The sequence below is a fragment of the Stenotrophomonas sp. S39 genome (assembly GCF_016624665.1).
Lineage (GTDB): Bacteria > Pseudomonadota > Gammaproteobacteria > Xanthomonadales > Xanthomonadaceae > Stenotrophomonas.
In genome coordinates this window covers 1-14,320 of sequence record NZ_JACVTT010000108.1, presented here as the reverse complement: position 1 = coordinate 14,320, position 14,320 = coordinate 1, and the positions used below count along the sequence as shown (strand labels likewise).

Below are 14,320 nucleotides of genomic sequence, written 5' to 3'. Positions count from 1 at the left end.
GCCTCCGGCCCCCCCCCCCCCGGCGCCCGGGGCCCCCCCCCCCCCCCGGCGGATGGTCAGGCGGCCAGCGAATCCAGCGCGGATTCCAGCGCGTCCAGGTTCGGCAGCAGCGCGCTGCGTTCACCCAGCAGCACGCGCATGTGCACGATGTCCGGCAGGGTTTCTTCCGAAGCGTCGGCCAGCAGGCCGTCACGCGGCACGGCAATCAGCTGCGGGAAGTTCTGCGTCAGCAGCGCGTAGTACGGGCGCTGTGCGTTGCCGCTGAGGGCCTTCAGCACCACCACCTTGTTGTGGCCGCCGACCACTTCATCGCCCAGGCCGGACAGGCGGGCGAAGGACAGCAGCGGCACCTGCCAGCCGTGCCAGGCGATCTGCCCGACCAGCCAGCGCGGTGCGTCGGCCACCGGTTCGACCGGCACGCGCGACATCATTTCGGCCACGGTGGCATTGGGCAGCAGCACGCGTTCGCCACCGGACTGGATCAGGACGCCACGGATTTCATCGTTGCTTGCGTAGCTCATGGCGTCTCTCCGTTGTCCTCGTCCACGCCCCAGCGCGCGGCGATGGCCCGCGCCAGTTCCTGCGGTTCGCCGGCGACCATGCCGGCAGCCACCACGGCGGTCGCCGCGGCGGGGTCATAGCAGCCTTCACCCACCTGCCCGGCCACCCAGGCACCGGCGGCGGCCAGATCCAGCGCCGGGCCGACATGGGCCAGGTCGGCACCACTGAGCAGGATCAGGGCGCTGTGTTCGGCCGGCAGGCCGGCAATCGATACACCCAGCGGATCGGTCTGGAAATGCAGGCCATCGGCGGCGGCACGCACGCCGATGTCGTCGGACAGGATGTGGACTTCGCCCGGCGTTGCGCGCTGGCCGGCTTCGGCCAGCTGCACCGGCAGCGGCGAAACCCGCGCCATCTGCTTGACCAGGTTGCCGTAGCGGCCACCGTCCAGGCGCATGTGCACCAGCACCGGCACGGCCAGCCCGGTCGGCAGCGCGCCCAGCAGGCGGCGCAGCGCATCGGGGCCGCCAATGCCGGCCAGCACCAGCAGCGAGCCGGCGCGCGCGCCGGCCGGCAGGCCGGCATCCAGGTCGACCAGGCTCAGGTGGCCGGTCTCGAAGGACGGCACTGCGGGCGGCTCGTTGCGCGCGGGCGCGGCGGCGGGCGCATCGGCGGCCTCGTCAACCAGCGACCAGGCGGTGTGATCGAAGGACACCGGCGGCGGCACGGGGGCGTCGGCAGCGGGTGCCTCGGCTGCATCAGCGGCCGGCTCCGGCGGCAGCGCCTGCAGGGCCGCCAGGTGCTGTTCCAGCGACACCGGCTCGGCAAACGAGGGCGACGGCGTCGGCGGTGCGTACAGGCTGTCGGCGGGCACATCGCCGGCCCAGTCCTGGGCCTGTTCCATGTGCGCGTGCAGTACCTCGTCCTTCGGCGGCACCGGCGGCGGCGAAGGCCGGCCCGGTTCCAGCTGCAGGCTGGGTTCGTCTTCGGCGCCCGGCGGCAGCACCTGCTGGTGGCCGTGCAGCTTGGCCGACAGGTGGCGGCCCCAGCGCTGCGCTTCCCAGCCATCGCGGCGCGCGGCCAGTTCGGCCTCGTCGAACACCAGGGTCAGGCCCGGCGCCGACAATGCCGGCTCCAGGCGCTCCAGCGCGTCTTCGATGGCCGCTTCCAGGGCGATCACCACGAACTGCGGATGGGCATCGGCCAGCGCCTGCGGCTCCAGCGTGACCGGATCATCTTCCAGCACGATCTGCACATCGGCATGGGCCAGCGCTTCGCGCAGGCGCTCGCGTGCTGCGCCCGGGCGGGCCAGCAGGGCAACGGCCGGAACCGGATTGACGTCACTCACGGACACGGGCGATCCCCAGCAGGTCATACACGTTACGCATCAGGTCCAGCTCCTGGTACGGCTTGCCCAGGTAGCGCTGCACGCCGATCTCGAAGGCGCGCTGGCGATGCTTGTCGCCGCTGCGCGAGGTGATCATCACGATCGGCACGTCCTTGTAGCGCGGGTCGGCGCGCATCGCGGTGGCCAGCTCGTACCCGTCCATGCGCGGCATTTCGATGTCCAGCAGCATCAGGTCGGGCACGCGTTCTTCCAGCTGCTCCAGTGCTTCGACACCGTCGCGGGCGACGCTGACCTCGAAGTTGTGGCGCTCCAGGATGCGGCCGGTGACCTTGCGCATGGTCAGCGAATCGTCGACCACCATCACCAGCGGTACCTGGCGGTCCTGGCGCGGTGCGTTTTCCTGCACCGGCGCGATCGGGTTGGCCAGGTAACGGCGCACGAGCGGTGCCACGTCGAGGATGACCACCACGCGGCCATCGCCGGTGATGGTGGCACCGTAGATGCCGGGCACCGACGCGATCTGCAGGCCGACCGGCTTCACCACGATTTCGCGGTTGCCCAGCACCTGGTCGATCGCCACGGCGGCACGCAGGTCGCCGGCGCGGACCAGCAGCAGCGGCACCTGGTCCTGGCCGTCGGCGCGCGCCGGGGCCTGCCCGACCAGGCTGCCCAGGTCGTACAGCGGATAGTCTTCGCCGCTGTAGCGGTAGCTGCTGTCGGCGGCTTCGAACCGCTCGCGCGACAGGCGGCCGATACCACTGACCGACGCCACCGGCACGGCGAAGGTGGTTTCGCCGATCTGCACGAACACGGCCTGGGTGACGGCCAGCGTCTGCGGCAGGCGCAGGGTGAAGCGCACGCCCTGGCCACGCACCGACTGGATGTCGACCGAGCCGCCGAGCTGGCGCACTTCGTTGCGCACCACGTCCATGCCCACGCCACGGCCAGCCAGCTGGCTGACCTGGTCGGCGGTGGTGAAGCCGGAGGCAAAGATCAGGTTGTCCAGTTCCTGCTCGTTCGGCGCGGCATCGGCGGCCAGCAGGCCACGGTCGATGGCACGGCGGCGGATCGCCTCGCGGTCCAGGCCGGCACCGTCATCGGCCACTTCCAGCACGATTTCCGAGCCTTCGCGGTGCAGGCGGATGGCGATCTCGCCTTCTTCCGGCTTGCCGGCAGCGCGACGCTGTTCCGGTGCTTCCAGGCCGTGGGCCACCGAGTTGCGCAGCATGTGTTCCAGCGGCGCGACCATGCGGTCCAGGACGTTGCGGTCCAGTTCGCCGTGGGTACCTTCCAGGGTCAGGTGGACCTGCTTGCTGGTGTCCATGCCCGCCTGGCGGACGACACGGCGAAGGCGCGGCACCAGGCCGTCGAACGGCACCATGCGCGCACGCATCAGGCCGTCCTGCAGTTCCGAGCTGACGCGCGACTGCTGCTGCAGCAGGGAGTCGTACTGGCGCGACAGATCGTCCAGCACGCCCTGCAGGCCACCCAAGTCGGCTGCGGACTCGTTCAGCGCACGGCTGAGCTGCTGCAGGGTGGAGAAGCGGTCCAGTTCCAGCGGATCGAACTTCTGGTCGGCCTGGTCCTGCTCGCGCTGGTAACGGGCGACGATCTGCGCTTCGGTTTCCAGATCGAGGCGGCGCAGCTGGTCGCGCAGTCGCGCATTGGTGCGCTCCAGTTCGCCCATGGCGCCACGGAAGGCACCCAGCTGCTGCTCCAGGCGCGAGCGGTAGATCGCCACTTCACCGGCATGGTTGACCAGGCGGTCGAGCAGGTCGGCGCGCACGCGCACCTGTTCCTGCTGCGGGCGGGCCAGCGGATCTTCGTCAGGCGTGCCTTCCACCGGCAACGGTGCCGACAGCGGTGCGTCGGCCAGGGCCAGCGACGCGGCGGCAACCGGTGCCTCGACGACCTCCTCGGCGATGCCTGCGCTGGTGCTGGCGGCAACGGCGGCGTCGTTGCGGGTGCGGGCCTCGAAGGCCTCCACCAGATCCTGCGCCGGCTCGACCACGCGGTGGTCGCCGGTGCGGGTGAGCAGCTGGTGCAGGCGGTCGAAGCCCCGCTCCAGCAGCTGCACGTCGCGGCGCTCGATCTCGGTGCGGCCGGCGGCCACGGCTTCCAGCAGCGATTCGATGCTGTGGCCGAGGTCGCCGATGGCATTGATGCCGGCCATGCGCGCACCGCCCTTGAGCGTGTGCAGGTCGCGCTGCAGCCCGGCCACCACTTCGCGGTCCTGCGGTGCATCGCGCAGCTCGCTGATCAGCCCGTCGCAGTGGTCGAGCAGGTCCTTGCCTTCCTCGACGAAGATGTCGACCAGCTCGCGGTCATAGATGCTGAAGTCGAGCTGTTCGGCGTCGGCTTCGACAGCTTCGACAGCTTCGACAGCTTCCACCGCTTCGACCGCCTCAGCTTCCACAGCGGCCACTTCAGGCGCCTGCGCGACGGCAGCCTGGCTGTGACCCGGCGCCTCTTCCATCTCGAACAGGCGCAGCGGCGCGGCGGCATCGGCCACGGCATCGGTCGACACGTCGTCAATCACCGTCGCCGGGGACGGCAGGTCGGCGCTCTCTCCTTCACCAACCGCCGCCTCCCCGCCGACGTCCGCATCCTCGGCAAAGGCTTCCGCCTCGCCCGGCGCGAGTTCGCTGGCCTGCAGGCCGAGCACCGGCCACTGGCCGTCCTCGTCCTGCGCCTGTTCTTCCTCGATCACGTGCAGGCCGGCGTCGAGCGCGGCTTCCAGCGAGACCGGTTCTGCGAAGCCCGGCACAGCCATTTCATCCTGAAGGCTGGATGCGTCGCTGTCGAGCGCCAGGGCCTCGATGTCTTCATCGGCATGTTCGATGACCGGCGCCTGCATCGGAGCTTCCGAGGCAATTGCGTCATTCTCCGCCGCAACCTCGGCGTCTTCCGGATCCCGGTCGTCCACAGGCAGCGCGCTGGCGTCCAGGTAGGGCGACAGATCGTCGACGGCAGTGAGACCGGCGGCATCGACGTCGATCGCCACCGGCGCGACGTCCACCGCATCCTGCGCGGTTTCGATGGTTTCGGGGGTCTCTACTGTGCCTGCCTCGCCGGTCGCCGTCGGCAGCGTTGCGGCCGCCTCCGGCATCGACGGCCAGCCGGCGTCGAAGTAGCGCGACAGGTCTTCGCCACCGGTCAGTTCGGCGGCAGCCAGGCCGATGTCCGGTGCGGTGACGGTGTCGGTGCCGGTGTCGACCACAGCCTCGGCCACGGCCGCTGCGTCCGGTTCCTCCGCCAGGGCCAGTCCGGTGATTTCAGCGGGCGCCTCGATCGGTGCTTCGACCGCTTCGGCTTCGGGTTCGACCGGCGTTTCGACAGCGGCGACGTCGGCTTCGATCCCGTCCAGCTCGTCGTCGTCCAGGTCCAGGCCGACCATCGGCCAGCGTGCTTCCGGCAGCTCAGCGGCCAGCGCCTGCAGGCGCTGCGCCAGCTCGGCCTGCGGTGCGATGCGCGGCTGTTCAGCCTGCAGCGCTTCCATGGTCGCGCTGATCGCCTGCGCGGTCGCCTGCAACGCACCCAGCGCCTCGGCGCCCGGCACGACCTCGGCGGCCAGCGCACGCTTGATGTAGGACTCGGCAGCGCCGGTGACGGCAGTGATCTCCGGCACTTCGGTCATCGCGAAGGCGCCGTTCATGGTGTGCACGGCGCGCAGCAGCGCATCGTTCACCGGCTGCTCGGCCTGCTGTGCCGACTGCAGCCACTGCTGCAGCGTTGCCAGGTGGACGTCCACCTCGGCTTCCAGGATCTCGCGCAGCACGCTGTCGATGTTGGCCGGCGTACCGACCGGCTCGGCCACGGGCTCGGCGGCAAACGCATCGACCTCGGCCGGCACGGCCGGCTGCGGTGCAGCGGCAACCGGCAGCGGCACGTAGAAGGTTTCCTCACCTGCGGCAACGCGATCGGCAATGGCCTGCATTGCCTGCAGATCGACGGTGACACGCTGGCCATCGCGCAGCGCGGCGTTCAGCTGCGGCAGCGCGGCGTTGGCGTGGTCGACCATCGCCAGCACGGCCGGGGTGGCTGCACGCTTGCCCTCAAGCACGCGGTTGAGCATGCCCTCGATCTTCCAGGCAAATTCGCCGAGGGTACGGGCGCCAACCAGGCGGCCACTGCCCTTGAGGGTGTGGAAGACGCGGCGGATCGGGCGCAGCCGGTCCATGTTGTCCGGCTGCGTGCGCCAGGCCGGCAGCAGCGCACCGAGATTGCCCATCTCGTCGTCGAACTCTTCCAGGAACACCTCGCGGATGTCCTGGTCGATGTTCTCGGCGTCATCGTCGAAACCGGCCTCGAAGCCAGCCGCTTCGATGGCCTCGACGGCCTCGGCGGCGACGTCGGCAACCGGTGCGGCCGGTGCGGCCTGCGGGTCGAATTCGGCGGCCGCGGCGCTCAGTTCAGCGAAGAACTGCGCGTCGGCCTCGCTGAAATCGATCGGCGCAATGGTATCGACGTCGACCAGGGACACGGTCGCGGCAGGTGCCGCAACGGTCGCCAGGCCCTCGTCCGCGCCGGTCTCGGCGGCGGCCAGGGCTTCGATCATTTCGACCGGCGCAGCCTCGGCAGCGACGTCGGCCATGTCGATGTGCTCGACCGGCTCGATGGTCGCGGCAGGCGCCAGTGCTTCGACCGGCGCAGCCTCGACGGCGTCGGCGAACTCGACCACCGGCTGCGGCGCGTCCAGTTCCTCGTCCAGCGACAACGTTTCCATCGCCTGCAGCGACAGCACGTCATCAGCGTTGTCCAGGGCGCTGTTGTCGAAGTGGAACACCACATCGTCCAGCATCGCCGGGGCGTCATGCTCGGCGGCCACCGGGTCGAACGCCGGGGCAGCGGAAAGCTCCAGCGAAGCGCCCGTGGCGGCTTCGTCCAGCGCGGCAAAGCCGAAGTCCTCGACGCTGTCTTCCAGCACCAGCGCGTCGCCTTCATCGGTCTGTGCATCGGCCACCTCGGACAACGACCACTGCGGGGCCGCCTGCACGTGCTCGGCGCTGACCGGGTCGAAGCTGACCGAGTCGAAGCTGACCGGATCGAAGCTGTTGAAGGTCGGCGCGCGCTCATCGGCGGCGGGCGCAGGCTCGTGGCTGCCCAGTTCCCACTGCGGCACGCTCGGTGCCGGCGCAGTGGAAGCGGCGAACAGCAACGACGCCGGTTCGGCCTGTTCCGGGGTGGCGGCAGTGTCCTGCCCGCCCAGCGCACCGAACATCAGGCTGTTGTCGGCCACCGGCGCAGCAGGCAGCGGATCGAAGGTGAAGTCCGGCAGCGACGGCGGGACCTCGCCCGGCGCCGGTGCGGCAGGCTGCACGTCGATCTCCACCGGATCCAGCTGCAGCGGCACGGCGGTCACTGCCACGCCTTCGCGCACGATGGGCTGCACCGCGTCGGCGTCGGCCTCGGCACCGGCGCTGGCGCGCTCGGGCAGCGGCCAGTAGCGCAGGGTTTCCAGGCTGCTGCGGGTGATGTCGAGAATGTCTTCGCGACCCGGGCGGCGGTCACGCAGCGCTTCCAGGTAGTACTCCAGGCTGGCCATGGCATCGGCCAGCGTGTCCAGCTGGCGGCCATTGGGCACGCGCTGGCGGCCGATCAGTTCGGCCTCGATGTACTGCTGCACGCCACGCAGGTAGTCGGCGGCGGTGCCCAGGTCGAGCATGCGCAGCGCACCGGACACGTCGCCCAGCAGGCGCGGCACGTCCTGCAGCTCGGCATGGTTCCAGCTGGTTTCGATGAACGCGACGAAATGCTCGCGGGCGGCGGCGAAATTGGCGATCGCCTCGTGCGCCAGCACTTCCACCGTGCGCCGGTTCTCCACCGCGCTCGGGTCATCCTCGCCACTGCCACCGGCGCCCAGATGGGCGACCTGGTCGTCCAGCGACGCGTCGACATAGAGCAGTGCGCCGGCGATATCCAGCAGCATGTCCTCGTCGATCTGCTGGCGGCCTTCGACCACGGCCAGCAACGCATCGCGCTGCTGCGCGACCACGCTGCGGGCAGCGCCCAGGCCCATCATGCCCAGCGTATCGCCGACGGCGCCCAGCTTGGTCACCTGTTCCTGCAGCTGCTGCGGCGCACCGCCGGTGCGCAGGTGCAGGTCCAGGGCATCCTTGACCTGCAGCAGTTCTTCCTTGACCGCGCTGCCAACGGTGTCGAGCAGCTCGCGGTTGCGTCCGCTCAGGCTGCCACGGGCGTGGTCCAGCTCGGCTTCGGTGGCGCTGACGCTGTCCGGTGCAAAGGCGAACAGCACGCTGTCATTCACGCCTTCCTCGCCACGCGCGGCGCGGATCTCGTTCAGCAGCGGCATCAGCACGATGGGAATATCGCGGTGGCCGTTCTGCAGGCGTTCCAGGTAATCGGGCAGCAGCACGCTGCCGCGCATCAGCGTGGCGCAGGCTTCATCGCGGTCGGCCACGCGGCCTTCGCCGACAGCCACGGCCAGCTGTTCCAGTTCCTCGGCCACCATCGCCGGGGCATACAGCTCGACCATGCGCAGGGTGCCCTGCACCTGGTGCAGGTAGCCGGCGCAGATGCGCATGCGGCTGCCGTCAGCCGGGTCCTCGGCGAAGTACTCGACCTCGTGGCGCACCTGGCGCAGGGTCTCGTCCAGCTCCGGCTTGACCCAGCCCAGCGCTGCATGGCTCATCGCATCGCGCAGGCTGCTCATGGACGCGCTCCGGTCGCCGCCGCGCGGAGGCCGCGCGCATTCTGGCGTGGAAAATGGAAATGCTTCATCGAATGATTCCTTGCTCGCCGCCCTGCCCGCGTCACGCCGGCAGCTTGAAGTCGGCGACCGAACGACGCAGGTCGGCCGCCAACTGCGCCAGGTGGCCGATCGACTCGGCGGTCTGACCGGCACCCTGCGAGGTCTGGCCGGTGATCTGGCGGATCACGCCCATCGTGCGGGTGATGTCCGAGGCCGCCGCGGACTGCTGCTGGGCGGCGATGGAGATGTTCTTGATGAGGGTATTGAGGGCGTTGGACACGCGCTCGATCTCGGTCAGTGCGGTGCCGGCGTCCTCGGCCAGGCGCGCGCCGGACACCACTTCGGCGGTGGTCTGTTCCATCGAGGTGACCGCTTCGTTGGTATCGGCCTGAATGGCCTGGACCAGGTTTTCGATGCGTCGGGTCGCACCCGAGGTACGTTCTGCCAGGCGCTGCACTTCGTCGGCCACGACCGCGAAACCGCGACCGGCTTCACCGGCCGATGCGGCCTGCACGGCGGCGTTCAACGCCAGGATGTTGGTCTGCTCGGAAATGTCGTTGATCAGTTCCACGATCGAGCCGATCTCCTGCGAGGACTCGCCCAGGCGCTTGATGCGCTTGGAGGTTTCCTGGATCTGGTCGCGGATCTGGTCCATGCCCTGGATGGTTTCGCGCACCACGCCGGCACCCTCGGCGGCGATGACCACCGAGCGCTGTGCCACGTCGGCCGACTCGGCCGAGTTGCGCGACACCTGTTCGATGCTCGCTGCGATTTCGCCGATGCGGTCCGAGGCCGAGGTGATCTGGTTGGCCTGGTGGCCGGCGGCCTCCGCCAGCTGCATCGCGGTGGCCTGGGTTTCCTGGGTGGACACGGCGACCTTGGCCGAGGTGTCGTTGATGGTGGTCACCAGGTGGCGCAGTTCGTCCACGGCGTAGTTGATCGCGTCTGCGATCGCGCCGGTCATGTCCTCGGTCACCGAGGCCTTCACCGTCAGGTCGCCCTCACCCAGCGAGGAGATTTCGTCCAGCAGCCGCATGATCGCCTGCTGGTTGCGGCTGTTGAATTCCACCTGGGTCTGGTAACGCAGTTCCTGCTCACGCGAACGGCTGCGCACGCTGGTGGAGACGAAGCCGATGATCGCGATCAGCGACAGCGCACCGGACACCACGCCGATCCAGAAGTTCGGGAACAGGCGGGTATCGGACACCGAGCCGAACGAGGAGAACGCTTCGAACAGCTTGCGGCTGTCGTCCAGCATGCGCGCCGAGCCCTGGCCCAGCGCATTGGCTGCCGACTGCGCGGCAAACAGCTGGCGCGAGCTGGCCAGGATCGCGTCGGCGTCCTGCTTCATCGCTTCCCACTTCTGCTGCGACTGTTCCAGCGCGGCCACGGCGCCGGCACCGCGCACAGCGGTGATGCCGAGGTCTTCATTGCCGTTGCGCAGGCCATCGAGCACCTGCGAGAACACGGTGATGTCGCGGGCCAGCGCGTCGCCCGAAGCGGCCGCAGCGGTGCCGCCGGCGCGCATTTCGGTCACGCGACGGGCCATCGAACCGGCCACCACGACCTGCTGCAGGGCGCTGTACACCTGCGATGCCGGGGCACCGGAGGCGGACATCGCGCGCACCAGCTCGTTCAGCTGGGCCTGCAGGCCCGGCACGGCGCCGGTGAAGTTGTTGGCGTTGCCGGCCAGCGCCAGCACTGCCGGCTCGCTGGCCACCAGCTGGCCGGCCTGCTTGCCCAGCGGCGTCCAGGTGTCGGACAGGCGGGTGATCGCCTTGGACACGCCCGGCTCGTTGCCGTAGCGGCCCTGCAGCGTGGACACGTTCTGCTCGATGGCGTTGCGGGTGGCCTTGAAGGCGGTGAACGACTGCGCGTTGCCGCCCACGGCGTCACGGCCCTGGTTGGCAAGCTGCTGCGAGAGCACCTGCAGGTCGGCCGCCTTGGAACCGGCGTCGGCCAGGCGGCTGCCCTGCCAGGTGGATACGCCGGTGTTCACACCGAACAGGATCATCGACAGGGCCAGCAGGGCCAGCCAGAGGTTGCTGCCGCCCAGCCGCAGCTTGCCGGTCTTGGGGGCGTCCGAAGCAGTACTCATCGTTCAACCTCGATCTTCAATGCAGGGGGCGTTGCCCGGCCTCAGGCCGCGGCTTGCCGGAATTCAGGGGTGCGCGACAGCAACGAGAGCGAGAACACGCCCCAGTCGTAGCCATCGGCATGGAAGGCGCGATCGACGAAGTGACCGTAGCGGCCTTCGGCCAGAGTGCCGGCCTGGACCTGCTGGCCCAGTTCGAAACTGCGCTGGCCAAACAGCTCGTCGATGGTCAGGGCAACGTCGCCGCCGGCCTGGCGCATGATCAGCACGCGCTGGCCTTCCTGCTGCACGGTGCGCGTGCCTTCCAGGAAATACTTCAGGTCGACCACCGGGAACAGGTTGCCGCGCAGGTTGCCCACGCCCAGCAGCCAGGGCTGCGCGCAGGGCACCGGGGTCACCGGCGGCATCGGCACGATTTCCACCACTTCGCGGAAATCGGATACCAGCCGGCGCTGTCCCACGCGGAAACCGACGCCACGCCAGATGTCCTCGGCGAACTGCCGCCCGGGCAGCTGCACCGCATGGGACAGGCTGCGCCGTTCATAGGCTTCAAGAATGTCGAAGGGCGAACGCATCAGGCCACCAGTTCGTTGATCCGCGCGATCAGGTCTTCCTCGCGCGGCGGCTTGACGATGTAATCGGCCGCGCCCTGGCGCAGGCCCCATGCCTTGTCGGTTTCCATCGCCTTGGTGCTGACGATGATGACCGGGATGTGCTTGATCGCCGCGTCGCGGGCCATCGCACGGGTAGCCTGGAACCCGCTCATGCCGGGCAGGACCACGTCCATCAGCACCAGCTGCGGAACCTGGTCACGCACCAGCTGCAGGCCATCTTCAGCGTTGTCCGCTTCCAGCACCTCGTGGCCGGCACGGCGCAGCCACTGGGTGAACACCGCGCGGTCGGTCGGTGAATCCTCGATCAGGACGATACGAGCCATTGTGCCTTTCCCCCCTGGTCAGGCGTTGACGTATGTGCGGATGGCACCCAGCAGTTCTTCACGCGTGAAAGGCTTGGTCAGGTACTGTTCCGAGCCGACGATGCGCCCGCGGGCCTTGTCGAACAGGCCGTCCTTGGAGGACAGCATGATCACCGGCGTCGCCTTGAACAGCTGGTTGCCCTTGATCAACGCGCAGGTCTGATACCCGTCGAGACGGGGCATCATGATGTCCACGAAGATGATCTGTGGCTGCTGGTCGGCGATCTTGGCCAGGGCCTCGAAGCCATCGGTCGCGGTCACTACTTCGCAGCCTTCGCGCTTCAGCAGTGTTTCCGCAGTCCTGCGGATGGTCTTCGAGTCATCGATGACCATCACCCGGAGTCCTGCGAGCTCCCCGCCCGCAGTCGTGTTTTCAGTCATTGCCTTTCCCCAAGCGCGCGACCCTTCTGTGCTGGGGGCCGCTACGAAGGCGTATCTATATCGCACTTCCGGCGCCCGCTTCAAGCCACGCCCACGGCGCTTGGGTCGGCGGCTGGCTGAACGTGACCCGTTTGGCAATGACTGCGCAGGCCGCAGGACGGACGCAGCGTTGCACTGCCCCGGGCAGGCACGCGGGGGGCGTTGCCGCTACCATCAACGCCTTGCCTGACAGGTGCACCCATGCCGTTGAACGTCATCGTGGTGATGGACCCCATCGCCCACATCAAGATCGCCAAGGACACCACGTTCGCCATGCTGCTGGAAGCCCAGCGCCGCGGCCACGCCCTGCACTACGTGCGGCCGGGCGGCCTGGCGCTGGAAGGCGGCGTGGCCGTGGCCCAGACCGCCCCGCTGCAGGTCCGCGACGACCCCGCTGGCTGGTACGAGCTTGGCGCATTCAGCCGCACCATGTTCGGCCCCGGCCAGATCGTGCTGATGCGCAAGGACCCGCCGGTTGATGCCGAATACGTCTATGACACCCAGGTGCTGGACGTGGCCGCCGCTGCCGGCGCCTGCGTGGTCAACAACCCGCAGGGCCTGCGCGACTACAACGAGAAGCTGGCCGCCCTGCTGTTCCCGCAGTGCTGCCCGCCGACCCTGGTCAGCCGCGACGCCAAGGCGCTGAAGGCCTTCGCCCTGGAACACGGCCAGGCCGTGCTGAAGCCGCTGGACGGCATGGGCGGTCGCTCCATCTTCCGCAGCGGCCAGGGCGATCCGAACCTGAATGTGATACTGGAAACCCTGACCGACGGCGGCCGCAAGCTGGCGCTGGCCCAGAAGTTCATCCCCGACATCACCGCCGGCGACAAGCGCATCCTGCTGGTCGACGGTGAACCGGTGGACTACTGCCTGGCGCGCATCCCGCAGGGTGACGAGTTCCGCGGCAACCTGGCCGCCGGTGGCCGCGGCGAAGGCCGCCCGTTGAGCGAGCGTGACCGCTGGATCGCCGCCCAGGTCGGGCCGGAGATGAAGCGCCGCGGCATGCGCTTCGTCGGCCTGGACGTGATCGGCGATTACCTGACCGAAGTGAACGTGACCAGCCCGACCTGCGTGCGCGAACTGGACGCGCAGTACGGCCTGAACATCGCCGGCACCCTGTTCGACGCGATCGAGGCCGGCCTGCGCTGATGGACGCCGCACCTGCTGTGCTGGCCCCGCCGCCGCGCGAAGCGCAGCGGCTGGGGGCCACCCTTGCCCTGTCGGTCATCGTCCACGCCCTGCTGATCCTGGGCGTGGGCTTTGCCGTCAAGGGCGAGGCGCCGCTGGTGCCGACGCTGGAGGTGATCTTCAGCCAGACGCGCACGGCGCTGACGCCGAAGCAGGCCGATTTCCTGGCGGCGGCCAGCCAGGAAGGCGGCGGCGAGCATGACCGTGCGCAGCGCCCGCGTGACAACCAGACCGGCATCGTGCCGCAGGCCCAGGCCGGGCTGAGCCCGGTGCCGCAGCAACAGCAGTCGGCCGCGCCGGTGCCGCCACCGCAGGCGCGGGTGGTCAGCAGCCGCAATGGCGAGGACACCGTGGCGCAGGCGCAGGCCCGCCCCACCCCGCTGGAGCCTACGCCGGATGCGGCGCAGACCGCGCGCGAGCAGCGTGATGCGGAAATGGCCCGGCTCGCCGCCGAGGTGCACCTGCGCTCGGCGCAGTACGCCAAGCGCCCGAACCGCAAGTTCGTCTCGGCCAGCACGCGCGAATACGCCTATGCCAACTATTTGCGTGCGTGGGTGGACCGCGCCGAGCAGGTGGGCAACCTGAACTACCCGGACGAAGCGCGCCAGCGCCGGCTGGGCGGCCAGGTGGTGATCAGCGTGGGGGTGCGCCGCGATGGCAGCGTGGAAAGCAGCCGCATCCTGAAATCCAGTGGTACACCGTTGCTGGATGAGGCGGCCTTGCGGGTGATCAGTCTGGCGCAGCCATTCCCGGCGCTGCCGAAGACGGATGATGGCGTGGATATCCTGCAGGTGACCCGGACGTGGGTGTTCCTGCCGGGTGGCGAACTGCGCGACGACCGGTAGGTTTTCTGTTGCCCGGGCCGGCGGCCCGGGACCCGCTGGACGTCAACGTCAACGTCAACTTCAACGTCAAAAGCGGCGGTTGGGCTGTGGGTCTGGCGGGGCGGTGTGGGCTTGCAGGACACGCCGTAAACCCATCCCTGAAGTGACCCCCGGGAGTTGGACACCTGATCCGACCCCGAGGGTTACATGAATAGATATGAGGTTTGTTTCAAATTGCAGGTCGCCAAAGAGGCCT

The 14,320-nt window shown here is 69.1% G+C and carries 9 protein-coding genes; 2 read left to right on the top strand and 7 right to left on the bottom strand.

Annotated elements, in window-relative coordinates; all coding sequences use genetic code 11:
• Positions 1–56: 56 nt before the first annotated feature.
• The 7 genes from IAE41_RS19700 to pilG all read right to left on the bottom strand — a co-directional run bounded on the left by IAE41_RS19700 (position 57) and on the right by pilG (position 12,013).
• Positions 57–521 (bottom strand): chemotaxis protein CheW, encoded by a 465-nt coding sequence (locus IAE41_RS19700; protein WP_079222859.1) that lies wholly within the window; start codon positions 519–521, stop codon positions 57–59.
• A complete protein-coding gene (locus IAE41_RS19695; RefSeq protein WP_200734259.1) occupies positions 518–1,855 on the bottom strand; it encodes a chemotaxis protein CheB in 1,338 nt (445 codons plus the stop codon). The genes IAE41_RS19700 and IAE41_RS19695 overlap by 4 nt, the downstream gene beginning before the upstream one ends.
• Complete coding sequence (locus IAE41_RS19690; RefSeq protein ID WP_200734258.1) at positions 1,842–8,522, bottom strand: Hpt domain-containing protein; 6,681 nt, start codon at positions 8,520–8,522, stop codon at positions 1,842–1,844. Before IAE41_RS19690 ends, IAE41_RS19695 begins: the two co-directional genes overlap by 14 nt.
• A 100-nt stretch (positions 8,523–8,622) precedes the next feature.
• Complete coding sequence (locus IAE41_RS19685; protein WP_079222861.1) at positions 8,623–10,659, bottom strand: methyl-accepting chemotaxis protein; 2,037 nt, start codon at positions 10,657–10,659, stop codon at positions 8,623–8,625.
• A gap of 41 nt (positions 10,660–10,700) precedes the next feature.
• Positions 10,701–11,231: a chemotaxis protein CheW gene (locus IAE41_RS19680; protein WP_108760549.1), complete on the bottom strand. Its 531-nt coding sequence runs from the start codon at positions 11,229–11,231 to the stop codon at positions 10,701–10,703.
• On the bottom strand, positions 11,231–11,593 hold the full coding sequence (locus tag IAE41_RS19675; RefSeq protein ID WP_079222863.1) for a response regulator: 363 nt from the start codon (positions 11,591–11,593) through the stop codon (positions 11,231–11,233). Before IAE41_RS19675 ends, IAE41_RS19680 begins: the two co-directional genes overlap by 1 nt.
• An 18-nt stretch (positions 11,594–11,611) precedes the next feature.
• A complete protein-coding gene (pilG, locus tag IAE41_RS19670; RefSeq protein ID WP_005418455.1) occupies positions 11,612–12,013 on the bottom strand; it encodes a twitching motility response regulator PilG in 402 nt (133 codons plus the stop codon).
• Positions 12,014–12,253: 240 nt separating this feature from the next.
• On the opposite strand from pilG, the gene gshB reads away from it, so the two are divergent.
• A complete protein-coding gene (gene gshB, locus IAE41_RS19665) occupies positions 12,254–13,201 on the top strand; it encodes a glutathione synthase (protein ID WP_200734257.1) in 948 nt (315 codons plus the stop codon).
• Positions 13,201–14,085, top strand: coding sequence for an energy transducer TonB (locus IAE41_RS19660; protein WP_200734256.1), 885 nt, complete (start codon positions 13,201–13,203; stop codon positions 14,083–14,085). The genes gshB and IAE41_RS19660 overlap by 1 nt, the downstream gene beginning before the upstream one ends.
• Positions 14,086–14,320 lie beyond the last annotated feature (235 nt).

Excerpts from the sequence above, each read along its gene's own strand:
- IAE41_RS19660 (WP_200734256.1), top strand. The coding sequence starts at position 13,201 with ATGGACGCCGCACCTGCTGTGCTGGCCCCGCCGCCGCGCGAAGCGCAG.
- gshB (WP_200734257.1), top strand. The coding sequence starts at position 12,254 with ATGCCGTTGAACGTCATCGTGGTGATGGACCCCATCGCCCACATCAAG.
- IAE41_RS19690 (WP_200734258.1), bottom strand. The coding sequence starts at position 8,522 with ATGAGCAGCCTGCGCGATGCGATGAGCCATGCAGCGCTGGGCTGGGTC.
- pilG (WP_005418455.1), bottom strand. The coding sequence starts at position 12,013 with ATGACTGAAAACACGACTGCGGGCGGGGAGCTCGCAGGACTCCGGGTG.
- IAE41_RS19700 (WP_079222859.1), bottom strand. The coding sequence starts at position 521 with ATGAGCTACGCAAGCAACGATGAAATCCGTGGCGTCCTGATCCAGTCC.
- IAE41_RS19685 (WP_079222861.1), bottom strand. The coding sequence starts at position 10,659 with ATGAGTACTGCTTCGGACGCCCCCAAGACCGGCAAGCTGCGGCTGGGC.
- IAE41_RS19680 (WP_108760549.1), bottom strand. The coding sequence starts at position 11,231 with ATGCGTTCGCCCTTCGACATTCTTGAAGCCTATGAACGGCGCAGCCTG.
- IAE41_RS19675 (WP_079222863.1), bottom strand. The coding sequence starts at position 11,593 with ATGGCTCGTATCGTCCTGATCGAGGATTCACCGACCGACCGCGCGGTG.